General features: G+C 61.9%; 21 protein-coding genes. 13 read left to right on the top strand and 8 right to left on the bottom strand.

Annotated features, from left to right (window positions below):
* The first annotated feature begins 30 nt into the window (after window positions 1-30).
* The 8 genes from cobU to A9971_RS21230 all read left to right on the top strand — a co-directional run bounded on the left by cobU (window position 31) and on the right by A9971_RS21230 (window position 5,365).
* Window positions 31-552, top strand: coding sequence for a bifunctional adenosylcobinamide kinase/adenosylcobinamide-phosphate guanylyltransferase (gene cobU, locus A9971_RS21260; RefSeq protein WP_182999969.1), 522 nt, complete (start codon window positions 31-33; stop codon window positions 550-552).
* The gene (gene cobT, locus A9971_RS21255) at window positions 549-1,604 is read left to right on the top strand and encodes a nicotinate-nucleotide--dimethylbenzimidazole phosphoribosyltransferase (protein WP_182999968.1); all 1,056 of its coding nucleotides are present in this window, start codon (window positions 549-551) and stop codon (window positions 1,602-1,604) included. The genes cobU and cobT overlap by 4 nt, the downstream gene beginning before the upstream one ends.
* A complete protein-coding gene (gene cobC / locus A9971_RS21250; protein ID WP_015636633.1) occupies window positions 1,601-2,176 on the top strand; it encodes an alpha-ribazole phosphatase family protein in 576 nt (191 codons plus the stop codon). The genes cobT and cobC overlap by 4 nt, the downstream gene beginning before the upstream one ends.
* 1 nt (window position 2,177) lies before the next feature.
* A complete protein-coding gene (locus A9971_RS21245) occupies window positions 2,178-2,909 on the top strand; it encodes an adenosylcobinamide-GDP ribazoletransferase (RefSeq protein ID WP_145712433.1) in 732 nt (243 codons plus the stop codon).
* 70 nt (window positions 2,910-2,979) lie between these two features.
* Window positions 2,980-3,384 (top strand): MarR family winged helix-turn-helix transcriptional regulator, encoded by a 405-nt coding sequence (locus A9971_RS21240; RefSeq protein ID WP_015636631.1) that lies wholly within the window; start codon window positions 2,980-2,982, stop codon window positions 3,382-3,384.
* A 52-nt stretch (window positions 3,385-3,436) separates the two neighbouring features.
* Window positions 3,437-4,639 carry an MFS transporter gene (locus A9971_RS21235; RefSeq protein WP_047337533.1) on the top strand — a complete coding sequence of 401 codons (1,203 nt, stop codon included), beginning with the start codon at window positions 3,437-3,439 and terminating at the stop codon, window positions 4,637-4,639.
* Entirely contained in the window at window positions 4,636-4,758 is a 123-nt protein-coding gene (locus A9971_RS32915) for a hypothetical protein (RefSeq protein WP_015636629.1), read from the top strand. The genes A9971_RS21235 and A9971_RS32915 overlap by 4 nt, the downstream gene beginning before the upstream one ends.
* A 55-nt stretch (window positions 4,759-4,813) precedes the next feature.
* On the top strand, window positions 4,814-5,365 hold the full coding sequence (locus A9971_RS21230) for a glutathione peroxidase (protein ID WP_015636628.1): 552 nt from the start codon (window positions 4,814-4,816) through the stop codon (window positions 5,363-5,365).
* Between the two features lie 79 nt (window positions 5,366-5,444).
* Here the strand turns inward: A9971_RS21230 and A9971_RS21225 are convergent, their stop codons facing one another.
* The 3 genes from A9971_RS21225 to A9971_RS21215 all read right to left on the bottom strand — a co-directional run bounded on the left by A9971_RS21225 (window position 5,445) and on the right by A9971_RS21215 (window position 7,849).
* Window positions 5,445-6,725 (bottom strand): OmpP1/FadL family transporter, encoded by a 1,281-nt coding sequence (locus A9971_RS21225; protein ID WP_011062682.1) that lies wholly within the window; start codon window positions 6,723-6,725, stop codon window positions 5,445-5,447.
* 144 nt (window positions 6,726-6,869) lie between these two features.
* Window positions 6,870-7,352: a hypothetical protein gene (locus A9971_RS21220; protein ID WP_015636627.1), complete on the bottom strand. Its 483-nt coding sequence runs from the start codon at window positions 7,350-7,352 to the stop codon at window positions 6,870-6,872.
* 272 nt (window positions 7,353-7,624) lie between these two features.
* Window positions 7,625-7,849: a hypothetical protein gene (locus tag A9971_RS21215; protein ID WP_011062680.1), complete on the bottom strand. Its 225-nt coding sequence runs from the start codon at window positions 7,847-7,849 to the stop codon at window positions 7,625-7,627.
* Window positions 7,850-8,725: 876 nt separating this feature from the next.
* On the opposite strand from A9971_RS21215, the gene A9971_RS21210 reads away from it, so the two are divergent.
* The gene (locus A9971_RS21210) at window positions 8,726-9,049 is read left to right on the top strand and encodes a sel1 repeat family protein (RefSeq protein ID WP_011062679.1); all 324 of its coding nucleotides are present in this window, start codon (window positions 8,726-8,728) and stop codon (window positions 9,047-9,049) included.
* Window positions 9,050-9,224: 175 nt separating this feature from the next.
* Window positions 9,225-10,592, top strand: coding sequence for a DNA recombination protein RmuC (rmuC, locus tag A9971_RS21205; protein ID WP_162865008.1), 1,368 nt, complete (start codon window positions 9,225-9,227; stop codon window positions 10,590-10,592).
* A 15-nt stretch (window positions 10,593-10,607) separates the two neighbouring features.
* Here rmuC and A9971_RS21200 read toward each other — a convergent pair whose 3' ends face one another.
* Both A9971_RS21200 and A9971_RS21195 read right to left on the bottom strand, forming a co-directional pair.
* A complete protein-coding gene (locus tag A9971_RS21200; protein ID WP_011062677.1) occupies window positions 10,608-14,081 on the bottom strand; it encodes a PAS domain-containing hybrid sensor histidine kinase/response regulator in 3,474 nt (1,157 codons plus the stop codon).
* Between the two features lie 133 nt (window positions 14,082-14,214).
* Window positions 14,215-14,760 (bottom strand): TetR/AcrR family transcriptional regulator, encoded by a 546-nt coding sequence (locus A9971_RS21195; protein WP_015636625.1) that lies wholly within the window; start codon window positions 14,758-14,760, stop codon window positions 14,215-14,217.
* Window positions 14,761-14,852: 92 nt separating this feature from the next.
* On the opposite strand from A9971_RS21195, the gene A9971_RS21190 reads away from it, so the two are divergent.
* The 3 genes from A9971_RS21190 (at window position 14,853) to A9971_RS21180 (ending at window position 19,406) form a co-directional block, all read left to right on the top strand.
* Window positions 14,853-16,058, top strand: a complete 1,206-nt coding sequence (locus A9971_RS21190; protein ID WP_182999967.1) for an MFS transporter — start codon at window positions 14,853-14,855, stop codon at window positions 16,056-16,058.
* A gap of 238 nt (window positions 16,059-16,296) precedes the next feature.
* A complete protein-coding gene (locus A9971_RS21185) occupies window positions 16,297-17,448 on the top strand; it encodes a TDT family transporter (protein WP_015636623.1) in 1,152 nt (383 codons plus the stop codon).
* Between the two features lie 83 nt (window positions 17,449-17,531).
* Complete coding sequence (locus tag A9971_RS21180; protein WP_011062673.1) at window positions 17,532-19,406, top strand: MFS transporter; 1,875 nt, start codon at window positions 17,532-17,534, stop codon at window positions 19,404-19,406.
* 58 nt (window positions 19,407-19,464) lie between these two features.
* Here A9971_RS21180 and sugE read toward each other — a convergent pair whose 3' ends face one another.
* The 3 genes from sugE to rdgC form a co-directional block, all read right to left on the bottom strand.
* Complete coding sequence (sugE, locus tag A9971_RS21175) at window positions 19,465-19,782, bottom strand: quaternary ammonium compound efflux SMR transporter SugE (protein ID WP_011062672.1); 318 nt, start codon at window positions 19,780-19,782, stop codon at window positions 19,465-19,467.
* 117 nt (window positions 19,783-19,899) lie between these two features.
* Window positions 19,900-20,865 carry a bile acid:sodium symporter family protein gene (locus A9971_RS21170; RefSeq protein WP_011062671.1) on the bottom strand — a complete coding sequence of 322 codons (966 nt, stop codon included), beginning with the start codon at window positions 20,863-20,865 and terminating at the stop codon, window positions 19,900-19,902.
* 75 nt (window positions 20,866-20,940) lie between these two features.
* Entirely contained in the window at window positions 20,941-21,861 is a 921-nt protein-coding gene (rdgC, locus tag A9971_RS21165; protein WP_011062670.1) for a recombination-associated protein RdgC, read from the bottom strand.
* Window positions 21,862-21,941 lie beyond the last annotated feature (80 nt).

The following is a 21,941-nucleotide window of genomic DNA, read 5'->3' as shown; positions in this document are numbered from 1 at the left end:
GGCCGTCTTCCCTATCAGAGGTGCCCAAGCATGTTGCAACTGATCCTCGGCGGTGCCCGGTCCGGCAAGAGCCGCCTCGCTGAAAAGCTCGCCGGTGACAGCGCCCTGGCGGTGACCTACATCGCCACCAGCCAGCCCCTCGATGGCGAAATGAATCAACGCATTGCCCATCATCGCGAGCGGCGTCCGGCCCATTGGGGCTTGATCGAGGAGCCGCTGGAGCTGGCCCGGGTGCTGCAGGAATCTGCCGGCGAAGGGCGCTGCCTGCTGGTGGACTGCCTGACCCTGTGGTTGACCAACCTGCTGATGCTCGAGGACCCCGAGCGCCTGGCCGCCGAACGCGAGGCCTTGTTGCATTGCGTGGCGAGCTTGCCGGGGGAGATCATTTTTGTCAGCAACGAAACCGGAATGGGTGTCGTGCCGCTGGGCGAATTGACTCGCCGCTATGTGGATGAAGCCGGTTGGCTGCATCAAGCCCTGGCCGAGCGTTGTCAGCGAGTGGTGCTGACGGTCGCCGGCCTGCCCCTGACTTTGAAAGGAACTGCGTTATGAGTAACTCTTGGTGGCTGGAACCCTGCAAGGCAATCGACACCCAGATGGTCGAGCAGGCCCTGGCGCGTCAGCAGCAACTGACCAAGCCGGCCGGCTCTCTCGGGCGCCTGGAGCCACTGGCGGTACGCCTGGCGGGCCTGCAAGGACGGCTCAAGCCCGGCATCGAGCGGCTATGGATCGCCATCTTCGCCGGTGACCATGGGGTGGTGGCCGAGGGCGTTTCCGCCTACCCGCAGGAAGTCACCGGGCAGATGTTGTTGAGCTTCGTCAGCGGCGGAGCGGCCATCAGCGTGCTGGCCCGGCAACTGCAGGCGCAACTGGAGGTGGTGGATCTGGGAACAGTGACGCCAGGCTTGAACCTGCCGGGGGTGCGCCACCTGAACCTGGGGGCTGGCACGCAGAATTTTGTCCAGGGGCCGGCCATGACCCGTGCACAAGGCGAGCAGGCCCTGCAAGCCGGCCGCGACAGCGCGCTGCGGGCTCATGCCGACGGCGCCCAGCTGTTTATCGGCGGTGAAATGGGCATCGGCAATACCACCGCAGCCAGTGCCATTGCCTGTGCCCTGCTGGGGATTCCAGTGGCACAACTGGCCGGGCCGGGCACCGGCCTGAATGCCGAGGGGGTCAATCACAAGGCGCAGGTTATCGAGCGTGCCCTGGCGCTGCACGATGCCTCTCGCGGCGATGCCTTGCAGACCCTGTTCAACCTGGGGGGCTTTGAAGTGGCGGCGCTGGTGGGGGCTTACTTGGCGTGTGCCCAGGAGGGTATTGCGGTGCTGGTGGACGGTTTCATCTGCAGCGTCGCCGCGTTGGTGGCGGTACGTCTGAATCCGGCCTGCGCGCCCTGGTTGCTGTTCGCCCACCAGGGCGCCGAGCCCGGGCACCGGCATGTGCTGCAGACCCTGCAAGCCGAACCCTTGCTGGACCTGGGCCTGCGCTTGGGTGAAGGCAGCGGCGCCGCCCTGGCAGTGCCGTTGCTGCGGCTGGCCTGTGACCTGCACGGGCAGATGGCGACTTTCGCCGAAGCAGCGGTGGCGGATCGTCCGGCATGACCTTGTACCTGGACCTGTTGCGCCACGGTGAAACCGAACTGGGTGGTGGCCTGCGCGGCAGCCTGGACGATGCGTTGACTGCAACGGGCTGGCAACAGATGCGCGAAGCCGTCCAGGGGCGGGGCCCCTGGGACCGGGTACTGAGTTCGCCATTGCAGCGCTGTGCGCGTTTCGCCCAAGAGCTGGCGGAGCGGTTGCAGTTGCCGCTGAGCCTCGAGCCTGATCTTCAGGAACTGCACTTTGGTGCCTGGGAAGGGCAGAGCGCGGCGGCGCTGATGGAAACCGACGCCGATGATCTGGGGCGTTTCTGGGCCGATCCCTATGCATTCACCCCGCCTGGGGGCGAGCCGGTAGAGCTGTTCTCCCTGCGGGTGCTGGGGGCGATAGAGCGCTTGTACCAGGCCTGCGCCGGGCAGCGTGTGCTGCTGGTCAGCCATGGCGGGGTCATGCGCCTGCTGCTGGCCCGGGCTCGAGGGCTGCCGCGCCAGCAGTTGTTGAACGTTGAAGTGGGTCATGGCGCGCTGTTTCGTCTGCAGGTCGCCAGCGAAGGCCGGATGAGCGAGGAGGGCTGAGATGTTGCCGTTCTGGATTGCCTTGCAGTTTCTCAGCAGCCTGCCGGTCCGCCTGCCGGGCATGCCTCGGCCTGAAGAGCTGGGCCGCTCGCTGTTGTTCTATCCGTTGGTGGGGCTGCTGTTCGGCGTGCTGTTGTGGGTGCTGAATGCCATGCTGGGCGGTGTTCCCCTGTTGCTGCATGCGGCCTTGCTGTTGACCGCCTGGGTCCTGCTCAGCGGTGGTCTGCACCTGGATGGCCTGGCGGACAGTGCCGATGCCTGGCTGGGAGGCTTTGGCGATCGAGAGCGGACCCTGAGCATCATGAAGGACCCCCGTAGTGGTCCGATCGCCGTGGTGACCCTGGTGCTGGTGCTGCTGCTCAAGTTCACCGCCCTGGTGGCGCTGATCGAACAGCAGCAGGGCTTTGCCTTGTTGCTGGCGCCGCTGATCGGCCGCGGGGCATTGCTGGGCCTGTTTCTCTGCACGCCTTATGTGCGTGCCGGTGGGCTGGGGCAGGCGCTGGCTGACCACCTGCCACGTGTGGCCGGGCGGCAAGTGCTGGGCTTGAGCGTGCTGGCCTGTTTGCTGCTGGGGGGCTACAGCGGGTTATGGGCAGTGCTGCTGGCCACTGTGCTGTTCTTCTGGCTGCGGCAAGTGATGATGCGGCGCCTGGGTGGTACCACTGGAGACACTGCCGGGGCTGTGCTTGAACTGTTGGAAACTGCCGTATTGCTCGGGGTGGCGCTGCTTTGAGTGGAGCACGGGATTGACGATTTTCATGAAAAATCTTGCCTTGGAATAATCACGGGTATATACACGCATCATGCTTCCCTCTCAGTGTTTGTGCACCAACCTGCGTCGCGCCGCCCGTGGCGTCAGCAGGTACTACGACGGCGCCCTTGATGGCTTCGGGATCAACGTTGCCCAGTATTCTCTGCTGAACAACCTGTTGCGCCTTGATCAGCCAAGCATTTCCAGCCTGGCGGAAGCCATGGGGCTGGATCGCAGCACGCTCGGGCGCAATGTGCGGGTCCTGGAAGCAGCAGGGCTGGTGCGCCTGCAGGAAGGCGACGATCAGCGAAACCGGCTGGTGCTGTTGACCGAGGCCGGGCATGAGCGGCTGGTGGCGGCCTTGCCTGCGTGGGAAGCGGCTCAGCAGCGGTTGATCGATCGCCTGGGTGTGGAAAAGCGTGAAACCTTGTTGGCCTTGCTGAACGAACTGTCTTGAGCGCCTTTCGTTCGACTATAAGCGGGTATATACCCGTAACTGGAGAATAAAAATGTCATCGATGTGGCGTACCAGCGGCTGGGTGCTTCTCGGCAGCGCATTGATCCTGGCCTTGTCGCTGGGGATCAGGCATGGCTTCGGCCTGTTCCTGCCGCCCATGAGCGCGCAGTTTGGCTGGGGGCGCGAAGTCTTCGCCTTCGCCATTGCCCTGCAGAACCTGATCTGGGGGCTGGCCCAGCCTTTTACCGGAGCCTTGGCCGATCGTTTTGGTGCGGCGAAAGTGGTGCTGGTGGGTGGCGTGCTGTACGCGGTCGGGCTGGTGTTCATGGGGCTGTCGGATTCGGCCCTGACCCTGTCCCTGAGTGCCGGGCTGCTGATCGGCATAGGCCTGTCGGGTACGTCCTTCTCGGTAATTCTCGGTGTTGTCGGCCGCGCCTTGCCGCCGGAAAAACGCAGCATGGGCATGGGGATTGCCAGTGCGGCAGGTTCCTTCGGCCAATTTGCCATGCTCCCCGGAACCCTGGGGCTGATCGGCTGGCTGGGCTGGTCTACGGCGCTGCTGGTGCTGGGCTTGCTGGTGGCCTTGATCGTGCCATTGGTGAGCATGCTCAAGGACAAACCGCTGCCGGCGCTGGGGCATGAGCAGAGCCTCATGGAGGCCTTGCGTGAAGCCTGTTCCCATTCAGGGTTCTGGCTGTTGGCATTCGGCTTTTTCGTCTGTGGCTTCCAGGTGGTGTTCATCGGCGTGCACCTGCCGGCGTATCTGGTGGACCAGCACTTGCCGGCGACCGTGGGCACGACGGTGCTGGCCCTGATTGGCCTGTTCAATATCTTTGGTACCTATACCGCCGGCTGGCTGGGTGGGCGGATGTCCAAGCCGCGCCTGCTGACGGGCCTGTATCTGCTACGGGCGGTGGTGATCGGGCTGTTCCTGTGGTTGCCGGTGACTCAGACCAGCGCCTATCTGTTCGGCATGGCCATGGGCTTTCTCTGGCTGTCCACCGTGCCTTTGACCAACGGCACCGTGGCCACCTTGTTTGGCGTGCGCAACCTGTCCATGCTCGGCGGCATTGTGTTCCTGTTCCACCAATTGGGGTCTTTCCTTGGTGGTTGGCTGGGGGGCGTGGTGTATGACCGTACCGGGAGCTACGACTTGATCTGGCAGGTGGCGATTCTCCTTAGTCTGTTGGCTGCGGCACTGAACTGGCCGGTGCGCGAGCGGCCGGTGGCGCGTTTGCAGGCCAGCGCGGCATGAACCGCTGGCTGCTGCGCGGTGCCGGCCTGGGCCTCGGCATTCTATTGTTGCTGCTGGCCTGGTGGGGCTGGCACCGGGGCGGCCTGGCGCTGATGCAGCTGGGCATGGGCGCTTGCTAGGGGAGCGAGGGGGCGAGTAACGTCGTAGCCCGACACTTTGACAAGGATTCTGGACATGGCTATGCGCTGGTTTGCGGTTCCAGCTTTACTCGCGACCTTGGCCGGCTCGGCATGGGCGGCGGACTGTCCGCCCCTGTTGCAGGGTTCCTTGCCCAAATTGCACGCCAAGGAATCCATCGACTTGTGCCAGCGCTTTGCCGGCAAGCCGCTGGTGGTGGTCAATACGGCGAGCTTCTGCGGGTTTGCTCCGCAATTCAAAGGCCTTGAGGCGCTGTACCAGCGTTACAAGGATCAAGGGCTGGAAGTGGTGGGCGTGCCCTCCAATGACTTCAAGCAAGAGTCCAAGGATGGCGCGGAGACTGCCAAGGTCTGCTACGTCAATTACGGCGTGACCTTCACCATGACCGAGCCACAGAAGGTTCGGGGGGCGGATGCGGTGCACCTGTTCAAGGTGCTGGCGCAGCAGAGTAGCGCGCCGAAGTGGAATTTCTATAAATACGTGGTGGATCGCCAGGGCAATGTGATTGCCAACTTTTCCAGCCTGACCAAGCCGGACAATCCGGAATTCATCGAAGCGGTGGAGAAGGCATTGGCGTCGAAATCCTGACAAAGCCTATTCATTAGCCAATAAAAAACCCGCATCTGCGGGTTTTTTATTGGTTTGAAACTGCGCGGCCTAGAGCTCGTTAGAACTTGTAGGTGGCGCCCAGGCCGTAGCCCCATGCGCTGTTCTGGTAAGTAGCGCTGTAGGCATTGCCTTTGCCGGTTCTGTTGACGTTGACGTCCTCTTCCTTCAGGTAGGAAACCGCCAGGTCCAGAGTCAGGTCTTCAGTCGGGCTGTAGCCGGCACCGAAGCTGATGGCCTTACGGTCACCGGTAGGGATACGTACAGAACGGTCGGTGTTGTTGGTTGGCGCCTGGTCAACCGAGAGGCCGCTGCGCAGAACCCACTCTTTGTTGACCTTGTAGGAAACACCAACAGCCGAGGCCCAGGTGTCGTGCCAGTTCTGTGGCTCGGTGATGGTGCCGATCGGGCCCCTGGAACCGCCAAGCAGGGCAGGAACACCTTCGTTGTTGACGGTGATGTCTTTCAGGCGGCTCCAGCGAGTCCAGGTGCTACCTGCGTAGACGGTCCACTGGTCATCCAGTTTCTGGGTGACAGAGAAGTCGACGACTTCCGGAGTGGTGATGTCCAGCGAGGCATCGTAACGGCCGCCATTGAACGGACCGAAGCCCGGGCCGGCGATGTTGGTGTGGCCTTCCAGCTTGTACTTGACCTTCGAGTGGTAGGTCAGGCCCAGGCGAGTAGTGTCGGTAGGCTGGACGATGATGCCGACGTTGTAGCCGATGGCGGTATCGTCACCCTTGATCTTCACGCTGCCATCATTGCGGCCGAAGAGCGCAGGGTTTGGAAACGGAGTCGCGGAAGTCAGTTCACCGCTCAGGCGGTTGATGGTCGGGCCGAAGCCGATCGACACCATGTCATTGAAGGCATAGCTGACGGTCGGTTGCAGGGTGACGACCTTGACTACGCTCTTGTCGCCGTAATAGCGGCTGGCAGAAGTGGACTCATAGTTGGTAACCAGGCCGAAGGGTGCATAGGCGCCCAGACCCAATGCCCAGCCGTTGCCCAGTTGTTTGACGAAGAACCCCATAGGAACGCTGGTGAACGGAACCATGTCGCCGTCGCTGGTGCCGCCGGGTGGGCCGCCCTTGACGTTTTTCAGGTTGGTCTTGGCATCGATTGCCGCTACGCCGACAGTTACCTGGTCACGTTGCAGCAGGGACATGCCGGCAGGGTTACCGTAGACGGTGCTGGCATCTTCGGCAGAAGAGGAGCGACCCGCGAAGCCGGTACCCATGCCGCTGATGCTTTGTTCGTTAAGAGCAAAACCGCTGGCGAAAAGTTGGGTAGAGGCAAGTGCAACCGCGAGACTTATGGTGGATTTGAGCATTACTTTTTTCATTATTAGAACTCCTGGTGATCACCGAGGCGAAAATTACCAACATTTCGATCTCGGCGCTATAGGCTGCAACAGTTGATTTAGAGCGTTTTTGTAGGACAATCCGACCAAAATCGGCTTCTTTCTCCGATTTTGCAAAAGTCGTTGTCAGCAGGCGACCTGGTTTAACGGTGCAATGCAGGTCTGCCAGGCGCAGGCGAAATCTCTTAAACGTCCTTGTGGTTGAAAGGTCTTCCTCCAGATGCGGGCCATGCCGAGCAGGTCGTCGGCAGCGGGGAGCGGCGTGTGTTGTTCTTCCACCAGCAACCAGGCAATGGCGGTGGCGTAACGCAGGTTGACGGTCAGTTCCAGGTGCGGCCCGCTGAGGAACGCATGCTGGCTGGCGAGCCCGCGAACCAGGCTGGCCCGTTCCGGATCCAGTGCCAGGTACTGGTCCCAGAGGGCTTGATGGCGCAATTCGGTGATGCGGTAGAGGCCGTGGCCACGACGATCGTGCAGGGCTGAGCCCAGCGCCGATTGGCTGGCGGCAATGCCCAGCAGCAGGACTTCAGCGGTTTTGCTATGGCTGCCCAGGTACATCAGCGTCGGGCGGATCACATAGCGGCACAACTCGCTGGCGGCGATACCCATAAAGCCCTCGAAGCGTGAAATGGCCGGCGAAACCTGAAGGGCGCTTGGCAGCAAAAAAGGATCAGGTTTGCCGGAAGCGGTTCAGGCCGCTTGAGTTGAAGTGTAGTGTCATATCTGTGCTGTAAAGGACTGTTTTTAAAATATTTCCGTCCTCTTGTTATAAGCCTTATATCGATTGGTACTTTTCTCTGTAGGGTAAATGGGCGAATTGCAGGCAATAAAAAGCCCCGCGATCAGGCGAGGCTTTTCAGGGTTTTCAGCAGTTCGGCGTATCAGGCAACCAGGGCCTGGCGCGCACGTTCGATCACTGCCTGCAGCGGTTCGGCGCTGGAATACTGGTCGGGATACAGGCGTTCGCTGTGACGGGCGATCCCATGTTCGTTGACCAGGGTGAAGCTGAAGCAACCTTTGCGAGCGGCCATGATCAGGCAGTTCAACGGTGCAAAGGCGTGGGTTAGGGTGCGAATAGCATCCTGAGTCTGGATTTGAGTAGACATAATTATTAGGTGTTCCTACAAATGACACGGTTAAGAACCGTGCAACGTTAAAACGTTCCAGTAAACGTCGACCAGCATTGGTCAAACGAAGAACCTGACTGGAACAAAGCAGCCAGTTGCAGCGCGTTGATTGGTTGCGCTAGGGCTGGCAGGTAGGTACTTAGGAGGGCAGGCAACACAGCAAGGGCAAAGGTTCGGGGCCCAGGGTGGAGATCCTGATCAATTTGCAGGTTGGTTCGGTCAGAGTAAATGGCTCGAGCACTGCCGTTGAATTCGTATCAAGGGCGATAGGGTGAGCTTTACCTGGAAACCATCGAGGTGGTCGGTCCTTGGTGTTCGACGTTGTGCTCGGTTGGAGACGCTGTCGATGGGACTTGTTCGACCAGAATTGACTTTCAGCTTGGTACTAACGGCGAGGATTCTATTGGGTTGAACGACATAATGCAAGTGTGCTAGGAAAAAACTTTCAGAAGAGGCCAGAGGCTCAAGCATCAGCTGTGTAACCGTTGCTGTTGTGGCGTGTACGAAAACAGTGCGTTACCGGCGTTAATCTGCGCAAGGTTGTGCACACTTGTTGCGCAGCGTGTCACCCCGTTGTCACCTTCCCCAACGCCCGCCCCTTAGCCTGTCTCGAGAATTTAAGTCAATGATAAACATCGCTTTTTTTTACTGGTGAAAAAATCGTCAGTTTGACTGCAAGGCCCGTCTCATGGGGCTTTGGGAGGGTTGTGGAGGGGTTGTCCACTGAGTTATCCACAGCTTCTGTGGATTGTCCCAAGCGCTTGCTCTAGGACGGGCGTGCTGGCTCTTTTAGGCTTTACCCGGGCGAAAAAAGGAGTAGAGTGGCGCGCCTTTCGATCTGCCCCACAGTGCTTTATGAAGTTTCGCTCCGTATCACCTTCTGTTACCGCGACCCCTGCCAGTGTTACCGAACCCAAGCGGTTTTCCCTGCGCGTTGCTCTCTGGCTGTTGGACAGCCCACGCCTTGGTCACAACCCCAACGTCAAGCATTTTGCTGGACGCCTGCTCAAGCAGCCGGCCCGGGAAGGCGTGGTCGCGGCGCAGAGTCGCCTGGGCCAGTTGATGTGCCGCGAATGCGGCAACGCCCGTGATCGTCGCATCGGCCATGACCTGTTGCGCCAGGCTGCCCGTGCCGGCGACCGCCGTGCGCAATTGGAGCTGGGCCGGATCGAAGACTGAGCTGTCCAACACTCGGACGCTTGGTTAACCTTCATTTCTTCTTTCTACGGCAGGAATCGCTATGGCTATGGACTTGACCAGCTTGCTGCTTGGCCTGGCGGGAGCGGCGCTGCCGCTACTGGTTCTGGCCTGGCAACTGCAACGCCGGGCCAGTTCCAGCCAGACTGAGCTGAGCCTGCTGGAGGAGCGCCTGGCCACGGCCCAATTGGCCCAGGAGGGGTTGGCAGCACAGTTGGATGCCAGCCGCGATGAAGTCAGCGACCTGAGCCAGGCCAATGCTCTGAAGCAGGCGGACCTGGCAGCCCTGCGCCGCGAGGTCGAATTGCTGCAGATCGAGCGCGATAACGCCCGTGATGCCGCCCACGCCTGGAACCTGGAACGGGCCGCCAAAGAAAACGAATTGCGCCGGCTGGATGCCCTGGCGGCGTCCTTGAATGCCGAGCTTCGTGAGCAGCAGGACAGCCACCAGCAGCGCCTGACCGATCTGCAAGGCTCGCGGGATGAGTTGCGCGCCCAGTTCGCCGAGCTGGCGGGGAAGATCTTCGATGAGCGCGAACAGCGTTTCGCCGAGACCAGCCAGCAGCGCCTTGGGCAGTTGCTGGACCCGCTCAAGGAGCGCATCCAGTCCTTCGAGAAGCGGGTCGAGGAAAGCTATCAGGCCGAGGCCCGGGAGCGCTTCTCCCTGGCCAAGGAGCTGGAGCGCCTGCAACAGCTGAACCTGCGCCTGAGCGATGAGGCCACCAACCTGACCCGTGCCCTCAAGGGCCAGAAGACTCAGGGCAACTGGGGCGAGCTGATTCTGGAGCGAGTGCTGGAGCACGCCGGCCTGGAAAAGGGCCGCGAGTATCAGACTCAGGTCAGCCTCAAGGGCCCGGATGGCGAGCGCTTCCAGCCTGACGTGCTGATCATGTTGCCGGGTGACAAGCAGGTAGTAGTGGATTCCAAGGTCAGCCTCACGGCTTACCAGCAATACGTCGGTAGCGACGATCCGCAGGTCGCCCAGGCGGCTCTGAAACAGCACGTGCTGTCCTTGCGCAATCACGTCAAAGGTCTGGCCGGCAAGGATTACAAGCGCCTTGAAGGCTTGCACAGCCTCGATTTCGTGCTGCTGTTCGTGCCCATCGAGGCAGCGTTTTCCGCGGCTCTGCAGGCCGAGCCGAATCTGTTCCAGGAAGCCTTTGACCGGCATATCGTGATCGTCAGCCCAACCACGTTGCTGGCCACCTTGCGGGTGATCGACAGCCTGTGGAAGCAGGAACGCCAGAGCCAGAATGCCCGGGAGATCGCTGAGCGCGCGGGCTGGCTGTACGACAAGTTCGTGCTGTTTATCCAGGACCTGGATGAAGTGGGCAATCGCCTGCAACAACTGGACAAGGCCTACGCCGCTGCGCGTAACAAGCTGACTGAAGGGCGTGGCAACCTGGTCAGCCGTAGCGAGCAGCTCAAGCTGCTCGGCGCCCGGGCCAGCAAGAGCTTGCCGGCGGACTTGCTGGAGCGGGCCATGACCGACGCCGAAGGACGCGAGCTGGAATTGCCGGAGTAATCCGCCAAAGGCCCGTCAGCCCAGGGGCAGGTGCCGGCTCAGCAGGGCGCGCAAGGCCGCCGGTTTCACCGGCTTGGCCAGATAGTCCAGGCCCGCTGCATGGACCTGGGCGACCATTTCAGGGCGCCCATCGGCACTGATCACGACCCCCGGTACCGGCTCGCCCAGTTGCGTGCGCAGCCAGGCCATGACCTCGGTTCCGGTCTCGCCGTTATCCAGGTGGTAGTCCACCAGGGCCAGTTGCGGGCGGATGCCTTCTTTGAGCAGCGCCGCGCATTCCTCGCGGTTGCGGGCGGTCCAGACCTGGCAGCCCCAGCGGGTGAGCAGGCTGTTCATGCCGATCAGAATGCTGTCTTCATTATCGACGCAGAGCACTTGCCCGCCATTGAGGGACTGGCCGTTGAGCTCGGCCGCCTTGCCTGGAGCCACCACGCTGCTGCGGGCCAGGGGCACGCTGACGCTGAATACGCTGCCTTTGCCGGGCCAGGAACGTACCTGCAGCGGATGGCCGAGCACCCGGCACAGGCCATCGGCAATCGCCAGGCCCAGGCCCAGGCCTTTCTCGGCGCGGGTCTGGTGGCTGTCCAGGCGCTTGAATTCCTCGAAGATCACCTGCTGTTTGTCCTGGGGAATACCCGGCCCCCGGTCCCAGACTTCCAGGCTCAACGTTTCACCACGGCGGCGCACTCCCAGCAAAACGGGGCCCTTGGCGTAACGGAAGGCATTGGTCAGAAAGTTCTGCAGCACCCGACGTAGCAGCTTGCTGTCGCTGTCGATGCGCAGATGGCTGCCGCGCACCCGGAACTGCAAGCCCTGTTCCTGGGCCAGCGCCTTGAATTCGGCTCCCAGGGTGTCGAACAGTTCGTTGAGGGCAAAGGGCTTGCGATCAGGGGTGATCTTGCCGTTTTCCAGGCGCGAGATGTCCAGCAGGTCGCTGATCAGGTCCTCGGCGGAGCGCAACGAACTGTCCAGATGCTGCACCAGTTGCTGGGCTTCGGCGGACAGGCCGTCGTCCTGGTGGGACAGGGCCGCGGAGAACAGGCGCGCGGCGTTCAGCGGTTGCATCAGATCGTGGCTGACCGCGGCCAGAAAACGCGTCTTCGACTGGTTGGCCGCTTCCGCCGTGCCCTTGGCCTCAGTCAGTGCTGCGTTGAGTTGCGACAGTTCGTGGGTACGCTCAGCCACTCTTTGTTCCAGCCCTTCGTTGGCCTCGGTGAGGGCCTGCTCGGCTTCGCGGAACGGGGTGATGTCGGTGAAGCTCATGACAAAGCCGCCGCCGGGCATGGGGTTGCCGATCAGTTCGATGACCCGGCCATTGGGGAACAGCCGCTCGGAAGTATGAGCTCGACCCTGGCGCATCCAGTGCAGGCGCCGGGCCACATGGACTTCCGCCTCGCCAGGTCCGCACAGGCCGCGCTCGGCATTGTGACGAATGATGTCGGCAATTGGCCGGCCCACGCTGATCAGCCCATCGGGGTAGTTGAACAGCTCCAGATAGCGGCGGTTCCAGGCCACCAGCTTCAGCGACTGATCGACCACGCTGATGCCCTGGGTAATGTTTTCAATCGCCCCTTGCAGCAGGGCCCGGTTGAACTGCAGCACCTCGGAGGCTTCGTCGGCGATGCGCACCACGTCTTCGAGCTGCATCTCCCGGCCTTCAATGGCGGCCTTGACCACCGCGCGGGTGGAAGAGGCGCCGAGCACACCGGCCAGCAGGCGCTCGGTATGGGCGATCCACTCGCCGTCGGCATTCTGGTTCGGGTTGAAGCCTTTGCCCTGACGATAGGCGAAGCGGATGAAGCTCTGGCGCGCACGTTCCTCACCGACAAAACGCGCGGCCAGTTTCAGCAGATCGTCGATCTGTACCGCCAGCATCGAGCGGGAGCTGAGGCGGCCGCTGATTTCCTGGCCGATGAAGCGTCCGGCCTGCCAGTGCTCGGAGACTCGGGTGCGCGAGAGCACCGAAACCCAGGCGAACAGGGTGAAGTTACCCGCCAGGGACAGCACTACGCCTTGGGTCAGCGGGGTGATCGGCAGGTTCAGTGGATTGCCGTGCAGCCAGGCCAGGCCGGGGAAACTGCTCAGGGACCAGCCCAGGCTGTGTGCGGCGATGGGCAGGATCAGGGTGTAGAACCAGATGAAGGTGCCGGCAGCCAGGCCCGCGAATACACCGCGGCGGTTGGCCTGTTTCCAGTACAGCGCGCCGAGCATGGCCGGTGCCAGTTGGGTCACGGCGGCGAAGGCGATCTGGCCGATGGTGGCCAGGCTGGCGGTGGAGCCCAGCAGGCGATAGCTGACGTAGGCCAGCAACAGGATGACCACGATGCTCACCCGGCGCACCGAGAGCATCCAGTGGCGGAAGACTTCGAACGGCCGCTCGGCATTCTTGTGGCGCAACAGCCAGGGCAGCAGCATGTCGTTGGAGACCATGGTGGACAGCGCCACGCTGGCGACGATCACCATGCCGGTGGCCGCCGAGGCACCGCCGATGAATGCCAGCAGAGCCAGGGCGGGGTGGGCCTGGGCCAGGGGCAGGCTGATGACGAAGGAGTCCGGCAATACGCTGCTGGGCAGGAGCATCTGCCCGGCGAGGGCGATGGGCACCACGAACAGCGCGGCGAGGGCCAGGTACGCCGGGAACACCCATTTGGCCAGGCGCAGATCCTGGGGTTCGATGTTTTCCACCACGGTGACGTGGAACTGCCGCGGCAGGCAGATGATCGCCATCATCGCCACCCCGGTCTGCACCACCATCGACGGCCAGTTGATGGTTTCCTTCCAGTACTGCTCCAGGCGCGGAGCCAGCATGGCCTGGTTGAACAGGTCGTCGAAGCCGTCATAGAGGCCGAAGGTGACGAAGGCGCCGACGGCGAGAAAGGCAAACAGCTTGACCAGGGATTCGAAGGCAATCGCCAGTACCATGCCGCGGTGGTGCTCGGTGGCATCGAGGTTGCGGGTCCCGAAGACGATGGTGAACAGGGCCAGGATCAGCGACACGATCAGCGCCGTGTCCTGGGCGCGGGTGCCCATGGCGTCTGCACCGGCACCGATCAGCAGGTTGACCCCAAGCACGATGCCCTTGAGCTGCAGGGCGATGTAGGGCAGTACCCCCACCAGGCAGATCAGTGCCACCACCACCGCCAGCGACTGGGATTTGCCATAGCGGGCAGCAATGAAGTCGGCGATCGAGGTGATGTTCTCCTGCTTGCTGATCATCACCATCTTCTGCAGCACCCAGGGGGCAAACACCAGCAGCAGGATGGGGCCGAGGTAGATCGGCAGGAAGGCCCAGAGCTGCTCGGCCGCCTGGCCCACCGCGCCAAAGAAGGTCCAGCTGGTGCAGTAGACCGCCAGCGACAGGCTGTATACCCAGGCCCGCACCCGCGGCGGAAGTGGCGCGCTGCGGCGGTCACCGTAGAAGGCGATGGCGAACATGATGGCCATATAGGCCAGGGCAACGGCGGCGATCAGCCCGCTGGACAACGACATGGAAACTCCGGAACAAAGACACCGGGCACCTCAGCCCGGCCAGACAGTCTGGCACGATGTTGGATTGGCGTCAGTGTCGACCAAGGTATCAGCGCGGCCTGATGTCGCAGGGCTGAGCCGAGGCGGGGAAGGGCTACGGCTGCAGAGCGATCTCGATCAGTTCATGGAGTTCCTGAACCGGCAGTGGCGTGGCGGAGAACAGGATGCGAAACACTGTCGGTGCTACCAGCAGGTTCAGCAGGCGGTCGATGTCCGGCAGGTGTTCCGTGTGGCCCTGATAGCGCTCGAGGATGCACTGCAACTGCCCGCTGAGGATGGTCACGCAATAGCCCGGGGTCGCGCTGCATTGCACATCGCGCATCATGTTGCGCCCGGGCTCCGAGCTCATTTCGTCCAGATACTGTTCGGCCCAGGCCCGCAGGTCGCCGCGCAGGCTGCCGGTATTGGCCGGTTCGCTGTCCGGGCGCATTCGTTCCAGGGCGACATCGGCCAGCAGGGCCGACAGGTCGCCCCAGCGCCGGTAGATGGTCGACGGAGTGACGCCTGCTCGGGCGGCGATCTGCGGCACGGTGAGGGACGAGCGATCCTGCTCTTCAAGGAGCTCGCGGACCGCGGTGTGAATGGATTCCTGGACCCGGGCGCTACGGCCGCCTGGGCGCAAACCTTCTTTGATAGCCATGGGGCGGCACCTTAACACAAAGAATTTGCTTTAAGCATTGGCGGGTAGCACACTGCACAAAAGCAAAATATTAGCTTTAGTGGAGCGAGCTTATGTCTGGTGCTATCGACACTTGCGTGTCCAACCGTCGCAGTCTGGTGTTTCTGGCTATTACCCTGTTGAGTTTTCTGGCTGCCTCCAGCGTACCGACCCCGCTGTACCACCTGTATCAGGAAAACCTGCACTTTTCCCCGGCGGTGCTGACCCTGATATTCGGGGTCTACGCGATGAGCCTGCTGGCGGCTCTGCTGACCGTAGGGTCGCTGTCGGATCACCTGGGGCGGCGACCGGTGATTTTTGTCGCCTTACTGCTCAATATCCTGGCGATGTTGCTGTTCATCAATGAAAGCGGAGTGCAGTGGCTGATTGCCGCGCGGGTGATGCAAGGCTTTGCCACCGGCATGGCCACCAGTGTGCTGGGGGCGGCCCTGCTGGATACCGATCGCCAGCAGGGGCCGTTGGTCAATAGCGTTGCGCCGCTATTGGGCATGGCCTGTGGAGCCATGGGGGCCAGCCTGTTGGTGGAGTTTGCGCCCTGGCCGCTGCAATTGAGCTACTGGCTGCTGCTCGGGGTGTTCGTGCTCCAGGCCGGGTATGTCTGGCGCTTGCCGGAAAGTGTCAGCCCGCAACCCGGTGCCTGGGCGTCGCTGAAACCCACGCTGCATGTGCCGATGCAAGCGCGGCGCGCGTTATGGCTGGCCTTGCCGGTGGACGTGGCGGTGTGGGCGGTGGGCGGCTTTTATCTGTCGCTGGCGCCTTCGCTGGTCCGTGCGGCGACCGGCTCTACCTCGAACCTGATCGGCGGTGGCCTGGTGGCGGTGCTGACACTCAGCGGCGCGCTGATGATCTATTCCCTGCGTCAGCATCCTGCAGACAGGGTGCTGCGCCTGGGCGCCGGGATGCTGGCGGCGGGAGTGATGCTGATCCTTGCTGCGGTGCATAGCGCCAGCCTGCTGTTGTTCTTCTTTGGCACCTTGGTGCTGGGCAGCGGCTTTGGCGCCGGTTTTCTCGGTGCGCTGCGCAGTGTGGTACCACTGGCCCTGCCTCATGAGCGTGCGGGCCTGATGTCAGCGTTTTATGTGCTGAGCTACCTGGCCTTTTGCCTGCCGGCGTTGTTGGCTGGCAACCTGACCCGCAGCTTCGGCCTGATCGCTACTACTGACGGCTATGGTGCGGTACTGGTTCTCTTGTCCCTCGGGGCGCTGCTGGCCCTGATGCGCCAGCGCCCGGTGGCGGCGTGTGGGGCGTCGGGGCTTTGAGCCCCAGGCGTCAAGGGCTGCGGGATTGTGCCTGGGAAGCCGCAGGGGAGAGGTGCTGTACGCCAATCAGATACGGGCGTGTCGCCGGGCGCGGTCCGATTGTGGTGATCGCTCCTGGGGCCGTGGCATAGATGTTTATCTGAAAAATAGATAACAGATAGAGAAATTACCCGTTATATAGATATTCGATTAGGTTCTACCATGTTTCCTACCTCATCGGAGGACAGGAGACACAACCATGACATGCCCCAATAGCGTTAAAAGCGGCCACCGGCCATTGAGCCATCTGCCGCATCCCCTCGAAGCCATTCGCCAATTCACCCCCAACTGGTTCGCCGCCACTATGGGCACCGGGGTTCTGGCCTTGGCGCTGGCCCAGTGGCCGGCCGAGGTTCCCGGCTTGCACCAGGTGGCAGAGGGTTTCTGGTGGCTGACCATCGCCCTGTTCCTGTTGTTTACCGCGATGTATACCGCGCGCTGGGTACTGTTCTTCGACGAGGCGCGGCGGATTTTCGGGCACTCCACGGTCTCGATGTTCTTCGGCACCATCCCCATGGGCCTGGCGACCATCATCAATGGCTTGCTGGTGTTCGGCATGCCTCGCTGGGGCGATGGTGTGGTGGAGGTGGCGCAACTGCTGTGGTGGCTGGATGTGGCCATGTCCCTGGCCTGCGGGATCCTGATTCCCTACATGATGTTCACCCGCCAGGAACACAGCATCGACCAGATGACCGCGGTCTGGCTGCTGCCGGTGGTGGCGGCCGAAGTGGCGGCGGCCAGTGGCGGCCTGCTTGCGCCTCATCTGCTGGATGCCCACGGACAGTTGGTAATGCTCAGCACCAGCTACGTGCTGTGGGCCTTTTCGCTGCCGGTGGCGTTCAGCATCCTGACCATCTTGCTGTTGCGCATGGCGCTGCACAAACTGCCCCATGAAAGCATGGCAGCGTCGAGCTGGCTGGCCCTGGGGCCAATCGGCACCGGTGCCCTGGGCATGCTAGTGCTGGGCGCCGATGCACCGGCGATCTTCGCCGCCAATGGCTTGCCCGGCGTCGGTGAGATTGCCGCCGGCCTGGGCCTGGTGGCGGGGCTCACACTGTGGGGGTTCGGTCTGTGGTGGATGTTGATGGCGGTGCTCATCACCCGCCGTTACCTGCGCGAAGGCATACCCTTCAATCTTGGCTGGTGGGGCTTTACCTTTCCTCTGGGCGTGTATTCGCTGGCCACCCTTAAACTGGGCAGCACCTTGCACCTGGGGTTTTTCAGTGTGTTTGGCGCGGTACTGGTGGCGGCGCTGGCGGTAATGTGGCTGATCGTGGCCAAGCGCACGGTTCAGGGGGCTTATAAAGGAGAGCTGTTTGTCTCGCCGTGCATTGCGGGGTTACGGAAATAATCGGCAAAGATAGGTAAGGTTGTGGCCTGGATCGATATTCGACATTCCAATAACAGTATCCACGCCACTCAGGGACATGGAAGATGAGTCACCCTTCGCAGTTCACCTTGCTTCGCAAGCGGCGGTTCCTGCCGTTTTTCATCACGCAATCCCTCGGTGCCTTCAACGACAACATCTTCAAGCAGTCGCTGATCCTGGCCATTCTCTACAAGCTGAGCATCGAGGGTGACCGGTCGATCTGGGTCAACCTCTGTGCCTTGCTGTTCATCCTGCCGTTCTTCCTGTTTTCCGCCCTGGCCGGGCAGTTTGGCGAGAAGTTCGCCAAGGACTCGCTGATCCGCCTGATCAAACTGGGGGAGATCGCGATCATGGTGGTGGGGGCGGTGGGCTTCGCCTTCGATCACCTGTCGCTGATGTTGGTGGCACTGTTCGCCATGGGCACCCACTCGGCGCTGTTTGGCCCGGTGAAATATTCGATCCTGCCCCAGGCCTTGCGTGAAGAGGAATTGGTGGGAGGCAACGGCCTGGTGGAAATGGGCACGTTCCTGGCGATCCTGGCCGGCACTATCGGCGCTGGGGTCATGATGTCCTCGGAGCATTACGCACCGATAGTCTCCAGCGCCATGATCGGTGTGGCGGTACTGGGCTACCTGGCCAGCCGCGCCATTCCCCGGGCTGCCGCGGCGACCCCGGAGATGCGCCTGAACTGGAATATCTTCAGCCAGTCCTGGGCCACCTTGCGCCTGGGGCTGGGGCAGACCCCGGCGGTGTCGCGCTCGATTGTCGGCAACTCCTGGTTCTGGTTCGTCGGCGCCATCTACCTGACCCAGATTCCGGCCTATGCCAAGGAATGGATGCACGGCGACGAGACCGTGGTAACCCTGATCCTGACGGTGTTCTCGGTGGGGATTGCCGTAGGCTCGATGCTGTGCGAAAAGCTGTCGGGGCGCAAAGTTGAGATCGGCCTGGTACCGTTCGGCTCCTTTGGCCTGACGGTGTTCGGCCTGCTGCTGTGGTGGCATTCCGGTGGTATCCCGGAAAGCGCCACGGGTCATGGCTGGATTGAAGTGCTGGGTTTTGCCCATGCCTGGTGGGTGCTGTTCGATGTCCTTGGCCTGGGGATCTTCGGCGGCTTCTATATAGTGCCGCTGTATGCCCTGATCCAGTCCCGTACCCCGGAAAACGAGCGGGCCCGGGTGATAGCCGCCAACAACATTCTCAATGCGCTGTTCATGGTGGTGTCGGCGATTGTCTCTATCGTGATGCTGAGCATGGTCCAGCTGACCATTCCCCACCTGTTCCTGGTGGTGTCGCTGCTCAACATTGCGGTCAACGTCTACATCTTCAAGGTGGTGCCCGAGTTCAGCATGCGTTTCATGATCTGGCTGCTCAGCCATTCCATGTACCGCGTCGAGCATCGCAACCTGGAGTTGATCCCTGATGAAGGCGCTGCCCTGCTGGTGTGCAACCACGTGTCTTTCGTCGATGCCTTGCTGATTGGCGGTGCGGTGCGTCGGCCGATTCGCTTCGTCATGTACTACAAGATCTACAACCTGCCGGTGTTGAACTTCATCTTCCGTACCGCCGGAACCATTCCCATCGCCGGTCGGCATGAAGACCTGCAGATCTATGAAAAAGCCTTCCAGCGCATTGCCCAGTACCTGCGCGATGGCGAACTGGTGTGCATTTTCCCCGAGGGCAAGCTGACTGCCGATGGCCAGATCAACGAGTTCAAGGGAGGGCTGACACGGATTCTCGAGGAAACCCCGGTGCCGGTGATTCCCATGGCTCTGCAAGGCTTGTGGGGCAGCTTCTTCAGTCGCGATCCGAGCAAGGGTTTCTTCCACCGCTTCTGGTCGCGAGTGACCCTGGTGGCCGGGCCATCGGTGGCGGTGGACGCAGCCGAACCGGCGCAGTTGCAGGCCATGGTGGCGCAGTTGCGGGGCCCACGGCGCTAGCTGCCGGATACGAAAACGCCCGCACATTTGCGGGCGTTTTCATTTCTGCCTGGGCTTTTCAGCTGGCGCTGACTTTCAGGCCCACCAGGCCGGCGATGATCAGCGCCACGCTGACCAGGCGCACCAGAGCCATGGATTCGCCAAACAGGATGATGCCGGCGATCACCGTGCCGACGGCGCCGACTCCGGTCCAGATGGCATAGGCCGTGCCCAGGGGCAGTTCCTTCATCGCCAGGCCCAGCAGGCCGAGGCTGATGGCCATGGCAATGATGGTCAGGGCGGTGGGCAGCGGGCGGCTGAAGCCATCGGTGTATTTCAGGCCGACGGCCCAGCCCACTTCAAACAAACCGGCAAAAAACAGAATGATCCAGGACATGCCTACCTCATCGGTTGATGGGGTCGTCCCCGGAATTGATCGCTCGAATGAGTCGCGAGGTCGTCCTCGCGATGCGCAGTATACTGCCCACTCTCACGTGGGCGAGTATTTTTTTCCTCAGTCATGGCCTCGCTGTATTTCCAGCTTTTGTTCGGCTGGATCTTCCATTCGCCGGAAATAGGTCGAGAGCAGGGCCCCGGAAATGTTGTGCCAGACGCTGAACAAGGCGCTGGGTACCGCCGCCAGTGGCGAGAAATGAGCGCTGGCCAGGGCCGCGCCCAGGCCGGAGTTCTGCATGCCGACTTCCAGGGCCAGGGATTTTCGCTGCGCCAGTGGCAGCTTGAACAGACGCCCCGTGAAGTAGCCCAGCAGGTAGCCGAAGCTGTTGTGCAGCATCACCACGGCCATGATCAGCAGGCCCGACTCGGCGATTTTCGCCTGGCTGGCGGCCACCACCGCGGTGACGATGATGACGATGCTCACCACGGAAACCAGCGGCAGTACTTCCACCGCGTGCTGCACCCGCTGGCCCAGCAGGCGCTGGGCCAGCACTCCCAGCACGATCGGTAGCAGCACCACTTGCAGGATCGACCAGAACAGCTCCATGAACGAGACCGGTAGCCAGGCCGAGGCCAGCAACCAGATCAGCGCCGGGGTCAGCAGTGGGGCCAGTAGAGTGGTAACCGCTGCAATGGCCACCGACAGCGCCAGGTCGCCGCGGGCCAGCCAGGTCATCACGTTGGAAGAGGTGCCGCTTGGGCAGCAGCCGACCAGGATCACCCCGACGGCGATTTCCGGCGGCAGGTGAAATGCCTGGCAGAGCACCCAGGCTACCCCGGGCATGATCACGAAATGGGCCACCACTCCCAGGGCCACGCGCCATGGGTGGCGGGCCACTTCGGCGAAATCTTCGAGTTTCAGGGTCAGGCCCATGCCGAACATCACCAGGCCCAGCAGCGGCACGATGGCGCCCTTGAGACCGACGAACCAGCCAGGCTGGAAGAATGCCAGGATGGCGAAGATCAGTACCCAGTAAGCGAAGGTGTTGCCGACAAAGCGGCTCAGTGCAGCCAGTGCGCGCATGACCTGTTCCTTATTATGTGAAAACGCCACCGAAGGCGGTGGCGTCTAGTGCATGCCGGTTATCCGGGCAAGGCGTCAGATGCCCTGCGGAATCTCCTCGCCGCCCAGGGCTTCGAACAGCGCCGGCAGGAAGTCGCCGAAGGTCAGCATCATCAGGGTGAAGCTGGCATCCTGCTGGCCGAGGGCTTCATCACCGCCGTCCTGTTCCGCCTGATCCTGCAGCAGGTCTTCGAACTTCAGGCGCTTGACCACCATTTTGTCGTCGAGCATGAAGGACAGTTTGTCCTGCCAGGCCAGGGACAGTTGGGTGACCACCTTGCCGGTGCTCAGGTGCAGCTGGATTTCCTCGCCGGTCAGGTCCTGGCGCTTGCAACGCACGATGCCGCCGTCCTCGTGGGTGTCGCGTAGTTCGCACTCGTCGAGTACGAAGAAGTCGTCGGCGGCTTTCTGGGTCTTGACCCAGTCGGTCATGATCGCGGTGGGGGCGATCTTCACGGTCAGCGGGCGAACCGGCAGGGTGCCGAGGACTTCGCGCAGGGTGGAGAGCAGGTCTTCGGCGCGCTTCGGGCTGGCCGAGTTGACCAGGATCAGGCCCTGTTTCGGGGCAATGGCGGCGAAGGTCGAGGAGCGACGGATAAACGCACGGGGCAGGAAGGCCTGGATGATTTCATCCTTGATCTGGTCGCGTTCCTTCTTATAGACCTTGCGCATCTGTTCGGCTTCGATCTCTTCGACCTTTTCCTTCACCGCATCGCGCACCACGCTGCCAGGCAGGATGCGTTCCTCCTTGCGCGCGGCTACCAGCATGAAGTCCTGGCTGACGTGAACCAGCGGGGCGTCTTCACCTTTGCCGAAAGGGGCGACGAAACCGTAAGTGGTCAACTCCTGGCTTGCACAGGGGCGCGCCAGTTTGGTCGCCAGTGCAGTTTCCAGCGCCTCAGCATCAAAAGGCAGATCTTGGGTCAGGCGATAGATCAGCAGGTTTTTGAACCACATGGGGTGAATCTCTCCTTTATACAAAGGAGGGCATTATTCTCTTCGCTGCTGCTCAGGCCAACCCTTCGCTAAGCCTTTGG

Source organism: Pseudomonas sp. UME65, assembly GCF_014170225.1.
GTDB lineage: Bacteria > Pseudomonadota > Gammaproteobacteria > Pseudomonadales > Pseudomonadaceae > Aquipseudomonas > Aquipseudomonas protegens.
This window is presented reverse-complemented; position numbering and strand designations above follow the sequence as displayed.